Genomic DNA, 19613 nt, shown 5'->3' with positions numbered 1-19613 from the left:
GTGTCATGTTTTGATACCTTTATATATGATAATAAGTTTAAGATCACATATCAAATATACGAAGGAGATTTACACTATGAGTACAACATTAGAAGTAGCTATTTTCTTATCGATGAAGGGAAGAGCCAAGGAAGCTATAGAATTTTACAAAAAGCATTTTGATGCAGAGGAATTGTTACGTGTTACCTATCAACAACTAGCAGAACGTGACAGCTCCATACAGCTTACGGATGAAAATAAGAATTATATTACTCACTCTGTCCTGTTAATCGGAAAAACAAAAATAATGATAGCAGAAGATACAATGAATACGAATGAGAAATATACAGTGGGTAATAACACTTCATTATGTATTCAAAGTGCTAACTTAGAGGAAATTGAAGGTTTCTATAAAAGCTTAATCACGGATGAGCGCGTAAAAATTATTGCTCCTTTATCTAGTAATGTGTTTAGTAAAGCCTATGGTATCATTGAAGATCCCTTTGGTATTCAAATTCAACTCATGTTTGATGAAAGATTACATTAACCCAAGCACGTTTATGCATTTAAAGTAAACCCATTTCACCGCTCAGCTGATCATAATTCAGGGATTATCCTGACGTTGGTCGGCTTTTTTGCATGTATTGAGGTTTATTTTTTATGAAAACTATTGAATTATTATGCATAGAGATGTATAGTGTTTTTTAATTAACGTTAATTAAGTAAGTAAGGGATGTGGAATGTCTTGACCAAAAACAAGTTGAAAGAAGTAGCGATGCGACTATTCGGAGAGAAGGGTTACGAGGGTACGGCTCTCTCTGAAATTACGAAGGAAGTTGGCGTGAAGACTCCGGCGATCTATGCCTTTTTTGAGAATAAAGAGGATTTGTTTATGACGGTCTTTCGTGAGGCTATGCAGTCCTATAACACTTATATTCAAGAGCTGTCGGAAGAACAGAAAGTACTGAGTGCCCAGGAAAGTCTACGAGGCATATTGTCTAGACAGTATGAGTTCTATCAGAAGAGTCCTGAAGCAAGCAAAATTGTACTGAGGTATGTGGTCTTCCCACCGGCATTCTTAAAGGAAACGATTGAGGAAGCATTTCTAGAGTCCGACGCGATGCTGACGAAGATCATTGAACAATTCATCTCAAAAGGGATGGAAGAGGGCGTAATTCGCGATCAATCCGTTCAGCTTCTCGCAGATGCTTTTCTCAACTTGATGGATGGATTAAGCATGCAGTATTTCTATTACACTTCTAAGGGAATTTATGAGCGTAAGCTGAACCATGCGTTTGAAATGTATTGGAAGGGTGCGTCCTCATAGCGCTACAGAAGAAGATAACAACAAGGGGATGGGGAGAATGGCAGAAGTAAGTGAAGTAAAGGGGAACGAGCTTAGCTCGGGGGATTTTGAGAGAGAGCCGGTTCCAGCGCATTTGCGTAAAAAATGGCTATCTATGTCGCTCGTCTGGATCGCCATCGGGATTGACCTATCAGCGATGTTCTTGGGTGCTCAGCTTGGCAATGGAATGAATCTGACGGATTCACTCACAGCAACAATAATCGGTTCGTTAATCCTAGGGGTGATCGGAGCGTTATGTGCGTATGTAGGAGCGAAAACAGGGTTATCGACATCGATGATCTCTCGGTTTCTATTCGGAAATATGGGTGCACGTGTCGTAGCAGTTATCCTCGGTATTTTCTCACTCGGTTGGTTTGGGGTGCAGGTCGGGTTCTTCGCTTCGAATATGCAGACTGCTTTTAGTCAATTATGGGATATTCATCTGTCCTTAGGGGTGCTTTCATTCATAGGTGGGCTTTTGATGATGTCTACAGCTATTTGGGGATATCAATCTATTGAACGACTAAGCACCTGGTCCGTACCATTGCTTATCTTGTTTATCGGAGTGGCTATTTATTCCGCGTTCCATACCAAAGGAGCTTCAGCCGTGTGGGAACCGATTAGCGGAGCAGCGATCCCGATGGGGACAGCGATCTCGCTTGTTATTGGTATCTTTATTGTCGGCACGGTGCTTTCACCGGATATCGCTCGTTGGGCGCGCACACCTAAGCATGCTATAACCGCGGCCTTTATCGGCTTCTTTGTGGGTAACAGCTTCATGACGATTGTAGCTATTTTCCTATCTCGAATTATGGACACAGATGATCTGACGAATATTTTCATTGCGCTAGGACTTGGGCTTCCAGCCATTATCGTCTTAACCCTTGCCCAATGGACGACAAACACGAACAATTTATATTCTGCTTCGCTAGGGTTCTCTGTCGTGTTCCAAAAGGTTCCGAAAAAGCTAATTACTATTGTGGCAGGTATCTTTGCTACGTTGCTTGCCGTACTTGGCATCTATGATAAGTTTTTATCTTTCCTAAATATTATTACGGTGTTTGTCTCTCCAATCGGGGGGATCTACACGTCCGAATTTTTGCTTGTAGATCGAAAGAAATTCACTTTTGAAGGTCTGGATCGCAATAAGAACTGGGTGATTCGCTCCTTAGCGGTGTGGGTTGCAGCTACGTTGTTCGCTTTTATGACAACCGCAGCGCCAGATGGATTTGGATGGTTCCAAATCACGAGCGTACCGGCATTAGATGCGTTTATGTTCGCCTTTATCGTGCAGTGGATTGTCGGCAAAATCATGACAAAGAAGGGATAACAACATGAGAAATCACAAACTAACAGAATTAAATGAACAAGCGGTGCAATACATTGCTGTTGGTGCAGCCGTTCTTGGAACAGGCGGGGGCGGTGACCCGCATATTGGTAAATTGATGGCGATGGAAGCCATTCGCAAATATGGTCCTGTTCATTTATTAAGTCCTGAGGATCTGGAGGACGATGCATTGGTTGTTCCTATATCCATGATTGGCGCACCTACGGTTATGAATGAGAAGATTCCTTCGATTCAGCAAATGATCAAGCCTTTGGATATGATTGAGAAAGAGCTTGGACGCAAGGTGAGCGCCATTATGCCGATTGAGGTAGGTGGCGGTAACTCTCTGGTTCCCGTAATTACGGCTGCGGAACGCAATATTCCTATCGTAGATGCGGATGCCATGGGACGGGCTTTTCCAGAATCGCAAATGGTGACGTTCTACTTGGACGGTATTGACTGCAGTCCGATTACGATGGCAGATGAACGCGGCAACGGTGTGCTTATGCATGCGATCGACGGTGTTTGGGAAGAGCGGATGGCGCGTGCGGTTACGATTCAAATGGGCGGATCAGCTTCGATTTGTGATTATCCGGTAACTGGAGCGCAGGTAAAGCAAAGTGCAATCCCACATACCTTGACGCTTGCGTATGAGATCGGAAAAACATTGTTCGAGTCCAAGGAATTGAAGCAGAATCCAATTGAAATGCTCCTGAAGCAGCTGAATGGATATGCATTGTTCCAGGGGAAGGCAGTAGACATTCGCCGTCGTACAGAAGGCGGATTTACACGCGGTGAAGCGATCTTCGAAGGTACAGATGCTAAAAAGGGACGTACGATGACTTTGTTCTTCCAGAATGAGGTCCTTCTTGCCACAGAAGATGGACATTCAATTGCTATTACTCCTGACCTGATCTCTGTGCTTGACCAGGACACCGGTATGCCAATCACGACTGAGAATTTGAAATACGGTGCCCGGGTGAGTGTGGTTGGTTTCCCTTGTGATCCGAAATGGCGTTCACCAAAGGGCCTCGAGACGGTAGGTCCACAATATTTTGGCTATGATGCACCTTATGTTCCAATTGAACAATTGGCAGCAGAGAAAGGGGGAGCAGAGTAATGTCTCATACGAATGTAGACAACATGGAAGAAATATACCGCATTGGGATTGATGTCGGCGGGACAAATACAGATGCAGCCTTGCTCGACTCCAAGTTAAACACCATTCATACGATAAAAGTGCATACCACACGTGATGTAAATGAAGGCATTACTGAATCCATCCGTCGTTTGTTAGCAGAGAGTAGTGTGAATCCGGCGCAGATTCGTTATGCAATGCTCGGAACTACGCACTGTACGAATGCTATTGTAGAGCGCAAGCACTTGGGGAAAGTCGGCTTGATTCGAATCGGGGCACCGGCAACAACTGCGGTTCCTCCACTTGCGGATTGGGACGATACACTTAAGGCAACGGTTTGCCCACATGCTTATGTTGTTCATGGTGGATATGAATATGATGGGCGCACGATTGTTGAAATGGATGAAGAAGAGATTCTAGACTGCTTTTTGAAAATGAAGGATGAAGTCGAAGCGGTTGCGATCTGTGGTGTGTTCTCTCCAGTGAATACCTCGCAGGAGAAACGTGTCGAAGAACTAGCGAAGCAAGTACTTGGCGCAGATATGCCTGTGACGTTGTCTCATGAGATTGGAAGTATTGGATTGCTCGAGCGTGAGAACGCGTCGTTGCTGAACGGCGCATTACTTAACGTCATTGCTGGAGTCGTAAAGGGCTTTGAAGAGGCGCTTCACACTTATGGAATTGACGCGAGCCTATACATCTGTCAGAACGATGGAACACTGATGTACAGTGAATATGCGCTTCGTTACCCGATTCTGACGATTGCTTGCGGTCCGACGAATTCCATTCGGGGCGCGGCACACTTGTCAGGTCTGAATGATGCACTTGTTGTTGATATCGGTGGCACCACGACAGATATCGGCGTCCTGATGCAAGGCTTCCCGCGTCAATCCTCCGCTGCGGTTGAGATTGGCGGGATTCGCACGAACTTCCGCATGCCGGATATCTTATCGATCGGGATCGGCGGCGGTACAATCGTTCGCTTGGATGAAACGCAGGATCAGGTAACAGTGGGTCCGGATAGCGTGGGGTACGAGCTATTGAAGCGCGGCCTCATCTTTGGTGGTGATACGCTCACAGCAACCGATGTGGCGGTGAAGCTTAATCGATACGAGTGGAAAGATGCGCAGACAGAGGCACTTGATGAATCGATCTGCAAGAGAGCAGATGAGATCATTACGCGGGATATCGAGGAAGCGATTGATCGGATGAAGACAAGCTCAGAGCCTGTTGACGTCATTTTGGTCGGTGGCGGAAGTATTCTTGTGGCAGACAAGCTTGAAGGTGTATCACGGATTGTAAGACCGGATCACTATGATGCTGCGAATGCAATTGGCGCTGCGTTAGGTGAGGTGAGCGGGGAGACAGAGCGGATTTATTCCCTGGACGAAATGTCTTATGATGAAGCTAAGGAAGATGCCCGCAGCCATGCAATAGAGCAAGCTGTTCTAGCCGGTGCAGATCGCGATACCGTTCAGATCGTATTGTCTGAGGATATTCCGATTGCATACTTGCCGGGCAATGCCTTGCTGGTAAAAGTAAAAGCGGCTGGACGTTTATAAGATGATTATGGATCTGCCTTGAGGAGTGAACTCTCTTCGAGGCAGATCTTTTTGTCTTTATAATTGCATTACCAAGAAAGAAAGGGGATTAAGAATAGCTGTCGAAGTGGGTTATGTACATATTTTAACGATGGGAGAGAGGACAATGAAAGTGATTAGCACATTAGAAATCGTAGATGTACAGACTGGGGAACGTACTGCGCTCCGCTCATTTGATTATTTAATCGAGGCACCCAATTGGACTAGCGATGGTAAGCGTCTTATTTATAATAGTCGAGGTTGTCTCTATTCGTTCGACATCGCAACCTGTGAGCTTGTTCAAATTGACTCGGGGTTTGCTGCGGAATGTAATAACGATCATGTTCTGTCTTTTGACAACACTAAGATCGCAATTAGTCACCATACGAAAGAAGATGGTAAATCTCGTATATATATTCTTCCCATGGAGGGTGGCGAACCGGTTCTAGTTACACCGAATGCTCCAAGTTATTTACATGGTTGGTCTCCAAACGGTGCTGAGTTAGCTTACTGTGCAGAGCGCAATGGTCAGTATGATATTTATACCATTCCAGTAGACGGGGGAGTAGAGGTACAACTGACGGATTCGCCTGGGCTGGATGATGGGCCTGAATATTCACCAGATGGGGGACATATATGGTTCAATTCGGTGCGTACAGGGCTGATGCAGATATGGCGAATGAATGCCGATGGCACTGAGCAAACACAGATGACTTTTGATGAGAGTAATAACTGGTTCCCGCATGTATCGCCAGATGGTCAGACGATTACCTACCTGAGTTACCGCAAAGGAGATGTAGATCCTGGCGATCACCCTGCGAATAAGGATGTTGAGATTCGATTGATGGCAAGCACGGGAGGAGATTATCGCACACTAGTACAATTGTTTGGAGGACAAGGTACGATTAACGTGAATTCGTGGTCTCCGGATAGTAAGCGCTTGGCGTTTGTAAGTTATGTGGTGGAGGAATAGGAATAAAATACCGATAAAAATTATAGTGTTTTTATTTATATATAAATGGGGGAAAAGTTGGATGAAGAGGATTTTTAGTGTTTTGCTAATTGTATTACTGGTTATACCAGCGCTCGGCACTACAACCTTTGCGAGCAGTACGGTGAAGGCTAAGGTAACCGAGAGCAGTACATATTTTGACGGAGAACAAAGGGATCTGAACGGATTCAATATCTCGAACAACAATTATTTCCGGCTGCGCGATGTAGCGGAGTATTTCTCGGGAACAGCCAGTCAATTTGATATCACTTGGAATAAAGCAAACAATGCGATAGAGATCATAACCGGGCAAGCCTATACTCCCGAAAAGAAAGCTAGCAGCAACTATTATAGTCGCAATAGAAATTATTCAGCTACGCTGTCGACCTCTAAAGTGCTAGTGAACGGACAGCTACAGTCGATTACGGCGTACAATATTGACGAGAATAACTATGTTCAGTTGCGAGATTTGGCGGGGAAAATTCCATTCGATATCGAATATGACGTTCAGTCTGATCGAATATCCTTGTTCTCAAAAGTTCCAGATCATGCTTACCGGGTAAAGACGGCGGTGAAAACCGAAAGTAACGCTGTATCTTCTTATTTTCCCAGATGGAAAAGTACGGCCACTTCCTATCTCGTGAATAATAATGACGGGACTGTAAGTGTCCTTGAGGCGAATAAGGAAGTTACGATTGAATCATATAATGAGAAGTTTGAACTAACTGGAAATAAGAGTATCCCTTTTGAGCTTCCGATATTTGGTGGTTTCTATAGTGGGGAGAAGTATAACTATATTGCTTTTGGACAAGAGAATCGCGAAGAGAATGATAGCAAAGAAGTGATTCGTATTGTCCGTTATGATAAAAGCTTTAATAGAGTAGATAGTGTCTCCATTAAGGGTGGCGAGAGTTATACGGTTAGCCCTTTTGATTCTGGCTCTGGTAGTATGGCCGAGGCTGGTGATACGCTTGTATTCCACACTTCACGTACAAGATACACGACAGAAGATAAACTAAATCATCAATCCCAGCTGACCATTATCGTGAATACCCAAACAATGACCGTGACGAATGATCTGGGAAGATTCCAGAAGAATCATGTCAGCCACTCTTTTGATCAATATGTATTGTTTGATGGTGTTACGCATGTTCTAGTGGATCATGGTGATGCCTATCCTCGTTCGATTGTGCTGAATAAAGGAAATGGAACCAGCTATAACGAGGTAGACCTGTTTAATATTCCCGGCAAAATCGGAGCGAACACCACAGGCGTTTCTATAGGCGGATTTGAGATGTCTTCGGCGAACTATATTGTCGCTATGAATACGATTGACCATTCGCTTGTCAAAGAATATACGTCTTATGAGATGGTGGGACTGGAGAAGGATCAGAGAGATATCGTTCTTAGTGTTCTACCAAAAGCCAACCTGTCTAGCACAGCAGTGAACCACATCACCTTGGCTAAATATGTTGGTACGAACCAGATCGCTTCCATTCCTAAACTAGTAAAAATCACAGACGACAAAATGATGGTGCTGTGGCAGGAGTTTGATAAAGAGAATCATCCGGGTGACCTGAAATATGTTCTTATAAATGGAGAGGGTGCAACCACTGGCGGTATCCAAACGATTAAGAACTTTGTACTATCAGAAAGCAGCCCTATTGTTAGCGGCGACAAAATTGTATGGTATACCAACAACAAAGGATCCCGACTGTTTTATTCGATCCCATTAAATTAAATTACCAGCAAAAGGTTATCCCGTTAATGCCTACATGAGGTATTACGGATAACCTTTTTTTCTACCAAACTCATATGCCGTTTCCCTATCGATATGCTCGTTTACAAAGACGTGCTAACATTTGTACCCCTGATCATCTAACAAAAAGACACCCGTGTACGCCTCAGACTTCTCACTCCAACAATATGACTCCCCATCGCTAACACCTGTCTGTTTCGTAATTCTGACGCCTTGGATAAACTGAAAGCGCATACTTCTTTTGAAAGGAGTCCAACGATATGAACTTTAATCTTAACACGGTACCCTTCAGCCGAAGAGGCACCTTTCTGGCTATTTCTGAACTACCTGAATCGGATGTCAGGGCGGAGGGACTTTATTTACGGACCGTGCGTGGTGGGGATGATAAATTTGGTGAAGCTTTTCAAATTGAACTGCTGGATGAGAGTAATCAGTATATTCCGTACGAGGCTAAGGCAGAGCCTGCACTGCTTCGATTGAATACGGATACCGACAATATCTATGCGGAGATCTGTATCACAGATGCCCGTACGGTCCGTTTCAAGAGCAGAGGATGTGGCATCCGCCTAACCTTCCGTACCTCAGCCTACGATTATGCTTATGAACATAGCGCAGGCAGTTGGGAAGTAAACAGCTTCACCCATGAATGCCGGTTCATGCTCACCCGGTTAACCGGGGCTCTCCGGATGGAGGTACCTTGGGACAAAATCAAGAGTTCCCGCATTGTGGCGGAGTTCATCCCTGAAGCGGGTACGGAAATTGCCGAGTTCGCGGTGGAAGAATTCCGCACGGTATGGGAACGGCGTGATGCCTGGACACCATGGGAGGAAGCGGTACTAGCGGTGCAACAGGAATATGACCAGTGGCTGGGTGCCAGCTTGACCGTTCCCGAACGCTGGCAAGACGGCCGTGAACTGGCGGCTTATATTACCTGGTCCTGTCTGGTTCCCGCGGAAGGATGTTTGACCCGGCCAGCAATGTATATGTCGAAGAACTGGATGACGAATATTTGGAGCTGGGATCACTGCTTCAATGCGATGGCTCTGGTCAGACATCACCCGGAGCTGGCCTGGGACCAGTTTATGATTTTCTTCGACCGCCAGGATGAGAGTGGCCTGATTCCGGACTTTATCAACGACAAGTACGAGCTTTGGAACTGCAACAAACCCCCTATTCATGGCTGGACGCTGGCCTGGATGATGCAGCGGACGGATTATATTAAGGAATCCCATCTTCGTGAAGTATATGGGCCCTTGAGCAAGTGGACGAACTGGTGGTTCCATTACCGGGATAACGACAAGGACGGTATACCACAGTACAATCATGGAAACGATTCGGGTTGGGACAACAGTACTGCCTTTAATAACGGGATTCCGGTGGAGAGTCCGGATCTGGCAGCATTTTTAATCTTGCAGATTGAACTGCTTGCCGAAATTGCCGGGCTTCTGGGGCTTACCGACGAAAGCACCGCATGGAGACGATTAGGCGAGGAGACCCTGGAGAAAATGCTGCGTCATTTCTGGAAGGATGGAAGGTTCACCGCTTGCCGTTCTGGAACTCACGAAGCATCCGACGGCGACAGCCTGCTGCTCTTCGTGCCCATTCTGCTTGGCAAGCGGCTGCCGGAGCCAATCCTGCGCGCACTGCTGGATGGCCTGCGGGATGAGAGCCGCTTCTTGACGCCGAACGGCTGGGCTACAGAGAGTGTGAAGAGCCCTTACTACATGCCGGATGGCTATTGGCGGGGCCCGATTTGGGCGCCATCAACCATGTTGCTCGTGGAAGGTGTGGCCGCGGCGGGGGATGTTGAACTGGCAAGCGAGGTAGCCCGCCGATTCTGCAATATGCTGAACAAGAGTGGCATGGCCGAGAACTTCGATGCCCTGACGGGTCAAGGGCTTCGCGACAGGGCGTTTACTTGGACCTCAAGTGTCTTCTTAATCCTAGGGCACGAGTATACAACTTAAAAATATACGGGCACTTCCTCTTGGTCAAGACCGGCGTGAGGGGAAGTGCTTTCCCATTTTCCGAGATATTCCCGAGTGTGCCAGTCCGTGCTACACTTCAACTATAAAAATGAAATATATAAGGCGGGGATGAGAAGTCATGTGGAGTCTTTTCTTTAAGAAGTTATATCATCGCTTCTCTATTCGCTCTTATTTCAGCATCCGGACTAAGCTGCTCTTTTGCTTTCTTATAGTCGCGATTATTCCGCTACTGTCACTGGGAGCCTTGAACTATTATCAATCCGCTATAGTCATCAACTCTCAATTCGGGAAATACGGGGAGAACACCGTGGCACAACTTGATCAGCAGATCAGCTCCGCTTTGAACCGGATGAATCAGACGACAGGAACAATTTATTCGTATCTCCTTGATCCTGCACGGGTGGGACTAGGTGATCACGTTCCAACTACGTATCAGGAGATTATGGATAAAGATGACTTCGAGGCGCTGCTTAAATCACTTAAGACGGATCTGACAAGAGGTATTTATCTGATTACCCGCTCTGGTTATTACTATGGAGAGAATAATCTGAATGTCAGTAAGCTTAATGATATCCCCGCCTGGCGGGCCCTTACTTATTCATCCAAAGGGCCCTATTGGCTGGGCTTCTATCCTATGAATCATGGCATGGAAGCTTCGGATACCGGAGAACCTATACTGGGGCTCGCTGTACGGATTAATAATCCGGCTGGAACCCAGCATGGAAGCACAATCTTAATAGAAGAGAATGCGCAGGTTCTTCTTGATATGTTCCATATGTTTGAGGAAGATACCAAAGCGCATTTGACGATAACTGGTTCTGAAGGGCAACCCATTTACCAGTCAGATTCTCCATTCACTCCAGACGATAGTGACGTGGTGTGGAATAGGACACTGGCAGCCAACGGATGGAAGATTGAAGCAAGGCTGCCGGCCAAAGCATTTTATTTTTCCTCGAGCCTGATCCGCTCCAACACAGTACTTGTAGCCATAGTTTCTTGTCTGCTTGCCTTTGGGCTAGCTTATATATTCTCATCGAAATTCACAGCTCGAATTCGCAGGCTGAAAGACTCGATGCAGAAGGTCAGCTTTGGCAAGCTACACACGAGGACCCTGGTGGAAGGCAAGGATGAACTCGGTAGCCTGGACACCAGCTTCAACCGTATGGTGGGGGGGATTCAATCCCTTGTGCAGGAAGTGGAGCAGAGTGAGCGGCTGAAGAAAGAGGCCGAGCTTAAGGCATTCCACTACCAAATTAATCCACACTTGCTCTTCAATACGCTGAATTCTATCCAGTGGAAGGCAAGACTCCAAGGGGCAGAGGATATCCGCCAGATGCTCTATCATCTGACGATGGTGCTCGAAGGTAATCTGGATATCTCTCAGGAGTTGATCACGCTAGGACGTGAACTCCGCATGATTGAGCATTTTCTGAAAATACAAGAGATCCGTTACGGGTCGGCATTCAGTTATGAACAGACCTGTGACGAAGAGCTTAAGCCGTATCTGATTCCCCGTATGACCCTTCAGCCGCTCTTCGAGAACATCTTTTTTCATGGATTTGAAGATGGGAAGGGAAACATTTCGTTAAGTGTACGGGAGGAAGGCGAGCATCTGTTGTTAACATTGTCTGATGACGGTGCAGGGATCACTGAAGAGAAGCTGAAGGCGCTTATGCGTGCAAAGCCGGAAAGCAAACCGCAGGGACGCGGAGGACTCGGTGTTCAGAACGCGAATCAGAAGTTCAAGCTTCATTTCGGACAGCAGTATGGCTTGACGGTGCATTCTACGAAAGGTGAAGGCACTACTATCGTAATTCGGTGGCCCAAGAAGGAGGAGAGTCCGCATGGAGACAACCAAGACCATTAAAGTGTTAATTGCAGATGATGAGAGTATCGTGCGCAAAGGACTTCGCTCTACAATTCCTTGGCATAAGTATGGGATGGAAGTGGTGGCGGATGCGCCGAACGGCCTTAAAGCCTGGGAGGCCTATCAGATTCACCTGCCTCAAATAGTGATTACCGATATCGTCATGCCGGAGATGAATGGAATTGAACTGTTACGCAAAGTTAAAGAGGTCGATAAGGACACCCGGATTATTCTGCTGAGCTGTCACCGTGACTTCGAGTTTGCTCAGCAGGGAATTAAGCTTGGGGCTTCAGGATATCTGCTTAAGACGGCCTTTGAAGATGAAGAGCTGGAAGGAATGCTGGAGAATTTCCAGAGGGAGCTGACATCGTCTGCTCCCGTAGCGGATGCTGAAACAAGCGAAATCTATGGAGAACGTCTGGGCTCTCTCTTGTTTGCCTGGCAGAGTGGACACAGCAGCAAATTTGTTGACGAAATAGATAAGCTCATTAGGGAGAAGCTGCCGCTGAATAGGGAACCCTTGTACATTTATCTGATCAAGACCTGTGGATGCGATTGTACTTACCTGGATCTCGTCAAGCTTAATGAGGATGAGAATAGCCGGATGCCCCACAGTGCACCTGTTATCATCCCTTACGGTGAGGACCTTTGCTACTGGATTGTACCTGGTGACGAGCAGGAAATTGCGGACAGTCTGCTCGTTCAGATGAAAAGCCAAATCGAGAAGCTGAAATGGGCTAAGAGAGGACCGCTGGGCAACGCTGAAGATTTAAGCAAGGCCTTCATGGCGCTTCACAAGGAAGCGGAAGTGGAGAAGCTGCATGGTATTTCGTCTCAGGACTGGCCTGAGCCGATCTGGAATGCCGTGAAGCTTCTGCATGAGAACCCTGGAGCGGATTGGTCGGTTAGCGATTTGGCGAGCCAGGTGGGACTTAGCCGAAGCCATTTCTCGATCCTATTTAAGAAGACGGTTGGCGACAGCTTTGTGGCTTTTCAATATAAAAGGAAGCTTAAGCTTGCCAAGGCATTGCTGCGGGATACGCAGTTGACGATGCAGGATATTGCGGAGCGGACAGGGCTGGGCGACAGTAAATATTTCAGCAAATGGTTCAAGCGCTGCACGGGTCAGACGCCTAGTTATTACCGCATACAACAAAAAGACGCCGTGATTCGAACAGATGGACACCCCGATCTGTAAATCGAACAAAAGTACGCAAACATTCGAATAGATATCGGTTTTGAACCGCTTTCATAAAAGTTAAGATGAAAGCGGTTCAATTATTATTACCTCATTCAAAGGGGAGGCTGCCACAGTGAAAAAGAAAATTTCTCTTATTGTACTTGCCACTACGTTAATGGCAACTATGGTCACAGCTTGCGGGGGGAACAGTGAGCCTTCATCATCTACAGGTGCTGCAGGCTCAGGGGAGACGAAGACGCTTCGTTTTGCGACGTGGGATACCGGAGACGCGCTCAAGATTGAGCAAGACATCGCCAAGAAATTCGAAGCAGCCCATCCGGGCACGAAGGTTCAGGTAGAGGCTTATGCAGACGGTTTTGACCAGAAGCTTGCCGCCGGATTCGGGGCAACCAATCCGCCAGATGTGATGTATATGTGGGATTTCCCGACCTATCATCAATCCCTGGAACCACTGGACAGCTATTCGAGCAAAGATAAAGAATTGAACATCGAAGATTTCTATCCGGGATTGTTCAACTATGGCAAAATTGACGGCAAGCTATATGGCATTCCGGCAGGGTTCACCACACGTGTGGTCTATTACAACAAGAAGTTGTTCGATGATGCCAAGATCCCTTATCCGAAGGATGGATGGACATGGACGGAGTTCCAGGACATCGCGGCCAAGCTCAGCGATAAGTCGAAGAAGCAGTACGGGTTCGGGGTTCGGGCAGAGAACGATACGTATGACCTTCAGAGCTTCGTATGGAGCAACGGAAGCTCGTTCATCTCTGATGACGGGAAAACGATTGAAGGATTTATGAACAGCAAAGAGACAGCTGAGTCTATCCAGATGCTCGGCGACATGGTCAAGAACGGCTCGGCTGTGCTGACCGGAGGCAAAGGCCAGCAGAGCGGAGATGACATTTTTAAAGCAGGTAAAATCGCTATGTGGGAGAGCGGTATCTGGCCGCTGGAATCGTTCAAGACGGCTGGTATAAATGTAGGTACGGTCGAAATCCCGGCGTTCCCAGGCAAACCGGTCAAAGGGGTGCTTGCGGAGTCCGCTTTGTCCATCGCCAAGGATTCGAAGCAGAAAGATCTGGCCTGGGAATTCGTGAAATTCTATGTGTCTAATGATTCGATCAAGATGCGTGTGGCGGATCTGCCTGTAAGGGTCAGTGTCGTAAATGAGCTGAAGAAAGATCAGGACCCGCTTTATAAACCGTACTACACGATGCTGGAGCGTTCCAGCAATACACCTGCGTTCCTGCTCAATCCGAAATGGAATGAAGTGAACCGCCAGCTCTCTGCTGCGGTGGAAGCGGTTATGCACGGCAGCAATGCCCAGGAAGTGCTGAATCAGGCTGTTAAAGATAGTCAACGTTATTTGAAATAACACATTTACAGAAAGAAGGTTAAGAGATGGCTCAGACCTTTCTGCATCAAGCAGGGGAGCCTATGGCCCAGCTCAAGCCTACACGAAAACGTAGTTGGGGTAGGGCTGTTCCCTACCTCTTCATTTTTCCTTGGATCTTCGGATTCCTCGTGTTCACCTTGGGGCCATTGTTATTTTCCCTTATCATCTCTTTTTTTGATTGGCCGATTGTCGGCGAAGTACACTTTATCGGGTTTGGCAATTATGCGGAAATGTTTACGGATGACCCGTTATTCTGGACCTCACTCGGGGTCACCCTCAAATTTGCAGCTCTGTTCGTTCCATTGAACATCATTGTGGCGCTTGGGCTTGCGATTCTCTTGAATCAGAAGACACGGGGCAGTGCTATATTCCGAACCGCCTTTTATATTCCCTCCGTTATATCCGGTGTCGCTCTGGCTATGATCTGGTCTTGGGTGTACAGCGGTGATTACGGGATTCTGAATTACTTCCTGTCCCTGATCGGAATTCAGGGCCCTGATTGGCTCAACGATAAGCAATGGTCATTAGTAGCGATGGTGGTCGCAAGTCTCTGGGGACAAGGCTCGATGATGCTGATCTTTCTGGCTGGCCTCAAAGGGATTCCGAGAGATCTTTATGAATCCGCTTCCATTGATGGGGCAGGTAAGCTCAGACAATTCTTCAGTGTGACGATTCCGATGATCACTCCGACGATTTTATTTAACTTAATTACATCCATCATTGCAGCCTTCCAGCAGCTGACCCTGGCTTTATTGCTGACCGGAGGCGGTCCAATGAAAGCAACCTATTTTTATGCCATGTACATGTATGAGAATGCGTTTAAGTATTTCAAAATGGGATATTCGGCAGCTAACGCCTGGTTCATGTTCCTGATCGTGCTCGGCTTGACCTTTCTTGTGTTCAAATCCTCGGAAGCCTGGGTGTTCTACGAAGGTGAAATGAAGAAGAATCCTCAGGAGAAGCTGAAGGCTCAAGGAAGGAGACGTTCTTTGTGAAGAAAATACTCGTATACGTTCTGCTGCTCTTTTTTTCACTGTTGTTCATAGCTCCGCTGTTCTGGGCGGTTACGACTGCGCTCAAGTCACAGTCCGAGCTGTATCTTTTTCCACCTAAATGGATTCCTTCTGTATGGAAGTTCAGCAATTTTGCAGAGGCGTGGAACATTCAGCCCTTCAATATGTTTCTGAAAAATACACTGATTATTACCATCCTGTCGACGTTTGGTCAACTGATTTCATGCACGCTCGTAGCCTATGGATTCGCCAGATTTCAGTTCAAGGGCAGGGATTTTCTGTTCCTGGTTGTGTTGGCAACAATGATGATTCCCTGGGAAGTCACTATGATCCCGCAGTATATGCTGTTCAACGTTCTGGGATGGATTAATACGCTCAAAGCTCTTATTGTACCGTCTTTCTTCGGGTCCGCCTATTTCATTTTCCTGCTGCGGCAGTTCATTCTCACCATCCCGCGGGAGCTAGACGAAGCAGCTACAATCGACGGAGCCAATAAGCTGACCGTATTAACACGGATTATTGTCCCGCTGATGGGGCCTTCGCTGATCCTGGTCGCTGTGTTCCAGGTTATGGGATGTTGGAATGATTATCTGGGTCCGCTCATTTTCCTTAACGACCAGACGAAATACACATTGACCCTAGGGCTCTCACAGTTCAAAGGGATGTACGGTGTGGATATGCAGTCCATTATGGCGATTACAGTTCTGATCTCGATTCCGCCGCTGGCAATCTTCTTTTTCGCTCAACGCTACATCGTTGGCGGCATTGCGACTACGGGCATCAAAGGTTGATTCGCCGCAGCGGGTTCGGAAATCTAATAACAGCACACAGCGCAGAGTAGAGTAGAGAAAAGAGAGGAGAAATGAACCATGTCACAGCAAACTATCAGGAGGGATTGGGATGATCTTGGCATCCTTCAGCGAGGGCGGGCCAAAAGCCGGGCCTACTTCATCCCCTATTCTGACTGGTCAGGGGCACTAACTTACAATAGGGGAAGCTCCCCCTGGTTCAAATCCTTGAATGGCATATGGAAGTTCAATTATGCAAAAGGGCCGAAGTGGGCTCCGGATTATTTCTACGAGGAGGCGTATGATACTTCCGGCTGGGATGAGATTCAGGTTCCGGGGCACTGGCAGCTACAGGGATACGGAACTCCACATTATACGGACCTATATTATCCGTTTCCGGCAGACCCCCCGCATGTGCCTGACGAGAATCCGACAGGCAGTTATGTTAGAGAGTTCATGCTGCCTGAATCCTGGAACGGACGGAATGTCGCCATTAAGTTCGACGGGGTGGATAGTGCGTTTCATATCTGGGTAAACGGCAAACCGGTCGGATACAGTCAGGGCAGCCGCCTAACCTCAGAATTCGATCTCACTCCTTATGTGAAACCGGGCCACAATACTTTAGCCGTTAGAGTGTACCAATGGTCGGACGGCAGTTATCTGGAAGATCAGGATATGTGGTGGATGAGCGGAATTTTTAGAGATGTGTATCTGCTCTCCGAGCCGTCTTCGCTCCGCATTGCCGATTATCGGATTATAACGGAACTGGATGAATCAAGCCGTGATGGGATCTTGTCTGTTCATGTGAACATACAAGGGGAAGCTGCTGAACAGGGCAGTCTGCGGCTTGAACTGCTTAAACGAAGTGGTGAATCTGTTGCATGGGCTGAGGATCGGGTTACTGCAGGAAAGAATGTGCAGCTTATAATGCCGGTAGGACAGCCGGAACTGTGGAGTGCGGAATCCCCCAATTTGTACCATCTGAAGATCACTTTGTTGGATGAAAGTGGAGATACGGTAGAGATGACGGCTCAGCGGGTTGGATTCCGCACAGTTGAGGTGCGCGGCGGACAATTCCTGGTGAATGGAAAGGCGATTCAACTCAAAGGAGTCAACCGTCACGATCATCACCCGGATACAGGTCGCACAGTCACCGTCTCCACCATGCTACAGGACATCAAGATGATGAAGCAGCACAATATTAACGCTGTAAGAACCGCGCACTACCCGAATGATCCCCGGTTCTATGATCTGTGTGATGAGTACGGCTTATATGTTATGGAAGAGACCGATCTGGAGACACACGGATTCGAACTGCTAGGCAACATTTCCAGACTCAGCGATGATCCTGCCTGGCAGGAAGCCTACGTGGAGCGCGTTCAGCGAATGGTTGAGCGCGACAAGAATCATCCTTCCGTGATCTTCTGGTCGCTTGGGAATGAGTCCGGCTTCGGCTGCAATTTCCGGGCGATGGCGCAGTGGTGCAGAGAAGCTGACCCAACACGGCTTATTCATTACGAAGAAGATCGCGAAGCTGAGGTCTGTGATGTGGTAAGCACGATGTACTCCTCCGTTGAGAAGATGGAAGGCTTCGGTCAGTTGACTGATCATCCGAAGCCGCATATTCTGTGTGAATTCGCGCATGCCATGGGCAACGGCCCCGGTGGATTAAGACCTTATTTTGATACTTTTGACAAGTACGATAGACTGCAGGGCGGCTTTGTGTGGGAATGGATTGACCACGGGCTGAGCTGGAAGACGGCGGATGGGAAGGCTGATTATGCTTATGGCGGGGACTTCGGGGATGTGCCCAATAACAGCAACTTCGTCATAGATGGTCTAGTCCGGCCGGACCGAACGCCATCACCGGGCCTGCTTGAATATAAGAAAATTATCGAGCCGGTTCGCGTCGAGTATATAAGCAGGAACAAGGTTAATGTGATTAACCGCTATGATTTCCTGACACTGGATCACCTATATGCTGATTGGAGCATTACCATGGATGGACGTACCGTTCAAAGCGGGGTTCTTGCACTGCCAGAGATTGAAGCGGGCGGACAGGCAGAAGTGGAGATTCCTTATGACCACAGTCTTGATGCTCTCCTTCGCAGTGAGGATGCGGAACAGTGGCTGAACATCAGCTTCTCGATCGCCGCTGACTGTCTTTGGGCGGAGCAGGGGCATGAAGTGGCTTGGGCTCAGTTTCTAATGCAGGATGAGTTGGGAAATCGTGTTGGCGAAAATCATACAGGGCATTCAGATGACCATTCCAATGCTGCTATTGGGATGAGAAGTCAGCAGATCAGGCGGAATCTTCACTGCACAGAAGCTGCTGGACAGATCATTCTCGCAAATGAGGACTTCCGGATGATCTTTGACACGCGGAGCGGGCGAATCGATTCGCTTCGTCTGAATGGCAAGGAACTAATGAAAGCCGGACCGCGGCTGAATTTCTGGCGTGCACCGATCGACAATGACATGTATGTGCTACCGGACTGGCGCAAAGCACACCTGGACCGGCTAACAGAACGTGTTGATGAGGTTAGCTGGGCCTGGCTTGATGAAGGGAACATCCGCATCACTGTGAGTTCAAGGATTGCTCCGCCAGTTTTTGATTGGGGTTTCCGGTGTGTAAACACCTATACCGTAAACAGTATAGGGCAAATCACTATGGATGTGCAGGGCACACCGGAGGGCAAGCCGCCAGAAATGCTGCCTAAGATTGGACTTCAGATGGAGATTCCAGGCGACATGGATCGAGTGAAATGGTATGGCCGGGGACCTGGTGAGAATTATTCGGACAGCAAAGAGGCATGCCGTGTTGGAGTGTACACAGCTTCAATTGATGGACTATTCACTCCATATATATATCCGCAGGAGAATGGGAACCGGATGGATGTCAGATGGTTATCCGTCACAGACGCATCCGGACTTGGTCTACTTGCTACAGGTAGTCCGACGCTTGAATTCAGCGCGCGCCGTTATACGGACAAGGATCTTGAAGAGGCACAACATGCAAGCGAGCTTGTTCCGCGTGACTTCGTCACGCTGAATCTGGATTACCGGCAGAATGGGCTGGGCAGCAACAGTTGTGGACCTGCCCAGATGCCGGATCATAAGGTAACATCGGAAGCTTTTACATTCCGTATTCTGCTCACTCCGTTTTTATCAGAAGATACCACGCCAGAGTGGCTTGGTAGACAAATGCTGTACGGGTTACCACAATCGCATCAATGAG

Annotated in this window: 14 protein-coding genes; all 14 read left to right on the top strand. The window is 47.5% G+C overall.

The annotated features are described in order from the left end of the window. The first annotated feature begins 76 nt into the window (after positions 1–76). The 14 genes from MKX60_RS00270 (at position 77) to MKX60_RS00205 (ending at position 19612) form a co-directional block, all read left to right on the top strand. Positions 77–526: a VOC family protein gene (locus tag MKX60_RS00270; protein WP_341058800.1), complete on the top strand. Its 450-nt coding sequence runs from the start codon at positions 77–79 to the stop codon at positions 524–526. A gap of 198 nt (positions 527–724) precedes the next feature. After that, on the top strand, positions 725–1306 hold the full coding sequence (locus tag MKX60_RS00265; protein WP_341058799.1) for a TetR/AcrR family transcriptional regulator: 582 nt from the start codon (positions 725–727) through the stop codon (positions 1304–1306). 37 nt (positions 1307–1343) lie between these two features. Then, positions 1344–2654: a cytosine permease gene (locus MKX60_RS00260; protein WP_341058798.1), complete on the top strand. Its 1311-nt coding sequence runs from the start codon at positions 1344–1346 to the stop codon at positions 2652–2654. 4 nt (positions 2655–2658) lie between these two features. Then, positions 2659–3771 carry a DUF917 domain-containing protein gene (locus MKX60_RS00255; RefSeq protein ID WP_341058796.1) on the top strand — a complete coding sequence of 371 codons (1113 nt, stop codon included), beginning with the start codon at positions 2659–2661 and terminating at the stop codon, positions 3769–3771. Continuing rightward, positions 3771–5351, top strand: a complete 1581-nt coding sequence (locus tag MKX60_RS00250) for a hydantoinase/oxoprolinase family protein (protein WP_341058795.1) — start codon at positions 3771–3773, stop codon at positions 5349–5351. The genes MKX60_RS00255 and MKX60_RS00250 overlap by 1 nt, the downstream gene beginning before the upstream one ends. A 145-nt stretch (positions 5352–5496) precedes the next feature. Beyond that, positions 5497–6342 carry a TolB family protein gene (locus MKX60_RS00245; RefSeq protein WP_341058793.1) on the top strand — a complete coding sequence of 282 codons (846 nt, stop codon included), beginning with the start codon at positions 5497–5499 and terminating at the stop codon, positions 6340–6342. A 61-nt stretch (positions 6343–6403) separates the two neighbouring features. Further along, positions 6404–8101, top strand: a complete 1698-nt coding sequence (locus MKX60_RS00240; RefSeq protein ID WP_341058792.1) for a hypothetical protein — start codon at positions 6404–6406, stop codon at positions 8099–8101. A gap of 278 nt (positions 8102–8379) precedes the next feature. Beyond that, entirely contained in the window at positions 8380–10086 is a 1707-nt protein-coding gene (locus MKX60_RS00235; protein WP_076286140.1) for an amylo-alpha-1,6-glucosidase, read from the top strand. 139 nt (positions 10087–10225) lie between these two features. Further along, the gene (locus MKX60_RS00230; protein ID WP_341058789.1) at positions 10226–11974 is read left to right on the top strand and encodes a cache domain-containing sensor histidine kinase; all 1749 of its coding nucleotides are present in this window, start codon (positions 10226–10228) and stop codon (positions 11972–11974) included. Continuing rightward, positions 11952–13172, top strand: a complete 1221-nt coding sequence (locus MKX60_RS00225; protein ID WP_341058788.1) for a response regulator transcription factor — start codon at positions 11952–11954, stop codon at positions 13170–13172. Before MKX60_RS00230 ends, MKX60_RS00225 begins: the two co-directional genes overlap by 23 nt. 157 nt (positions 13173–13329) lie before the next feature. Continuing rightward, complete coding sequence (locus tag MKX60_RS00220; protein WP_179085840.1) at positions 13330–14553, top strand: ABC transporter substrate-binding protein; 1224 nt, start codon at positions 13330–13332, stop codon at positions 14551–14553. A gap of 62 nt (positions 14554–14615) precedes the next feature. Continuing rightward, positions 14616–15569: a carbohydrate ABC transporter permease gene (locus MKX60_RS00215; protein WP_076286178.1), complete on the top strand. Its 954-nt coding sequence runs from the start codon at positions 14616–14618 to the stop codon at positions 15567–15569. Next, a complete protein-coding gene (locus tag MKX60_RS00210) occupies positions 15566–16378 on the top strand; it encodes a carbohydrate ABC transporter permease (protein ID WP_076286144.1) in 813 nt (270 codons plus the stop codon). The genes MKX60_RS00215 and MKX60_RS00210 overlap by 4 nt, the downstream gene beginning before the upstream one ends. A 78-nt stretch (positions 16379–16456) precedes the next feature. Then, positions 16457–19612: a glycoside hydrolase family 2 TIM barrel-domain containing protein gene (locus MKX60_RS00205; RefSeq protein WP_341058787.1), complete on the top strand. Its 3156-nt coding sequence runs from the start codon at positions 16457–16459 to the stop codon at positions 19610–19612. The last annotated feature ends 1 nt before the right edge of the window (position 19613 follow it).

Source organism: Paenibacillus sp. FSL R5-0914 (genome assembly GCF_038004525.1).
In the GTDB taxonomy this organism is placed as follows: domain Bacteria; phylum Bacillota; class Bacilli; order Paenibacillales; family Paenibacillaceae; genus Paenibacillus_AQ.
The sequence above is the reverse complement of the archived record's forward strand: the minus strand, read 5'-3'. Positions and strand labels throughout refer to the sequence as shown.

Bases quoted from the DNA above. Each gene is read 5' to 3' on its own strand.
- MKX60_RS00230 (WP_341058789.1), top strand. From the start codon at position 10,226: ATGTGGAGTCTTTTCTTTAAGAAGTTATATCATCGCTTCTCTATTCGC.
- MKX60_RS00225 (WP_341058788.1), top strand. From the start codon at position 11,952: ATGGAGACAACCAAGACCATTAAAGTGTTAATTGCAGATGATGAGAGT.
- MKX60_RS00255 (WP_341058796.1), top strand. From the start codon at position 2,659: ATGAGAAATCACAAACTAACAGAATTAAATGAACAAGCGGTGCAATAC.
- MKX60_RS00235 (WP_076286140.1), top strand. From the start codon at position 8,380: ATGAACTTTAATCTTAACACGGTACCCTTCAGCCGAAGAGGCACCTTT.
- MKX60_RS00240 (WP_341058792.1), top strand. From the start codon at position 6,404: ATGAAGAGGATTTTTAGTGTTTTGCTAATTGTATTACTGGTTATACCA.
- MKX60_RS00260 (WP_341058798.1), top strand. From the start codon at position 1,344: ATGGCAGAAGTAAGTGAAGTAAAGGGGAACGAGCTTAGCTCGGGGGAT.
- MKX60_RS00205 (WP_341058787.1), top strand. From the start codon at position 16,457: ATGTCACAGCAAACTATCAGGAGGGATTGGGATGATCTTGGCATCCTT.
- MKX60_RS00245 (WP_341058793.1), top strand. From the start codon at position 5,497: ATGAAAGTGATTAGCACATTAGAAATCGTAGATGTACAGACTGGGGAA.
- MKX60_RS00270 (WP_341058800.1), top strand. From the start codon at position 77: ATGAGTACAACATTAGAAGTAGCTATTTTCTTATCGATGAAGGGAAGA.
- MKX60_RS00220 (WP_179085840.1), top strand. From the start codon at position 13,330: ATGGCAACTATGGTCACAGCTTGCGGGGGGAACAGTGAGCCTTCATCA.
- MKX60_RS00250 (WP_341058795.1), top strand. From the start codon at position 3,771: ATGTCTCATACGAATGTAGACAACATGGAAGAAATATACCGCATTGGG.
- MKX60_RS00215 (WP_076286178.1), top strand. From the start codon at position 14,616: ATGGCCCAGCTCAAGCCTACACGAAAACGTAGTTGGGGTAGGGCTGTT.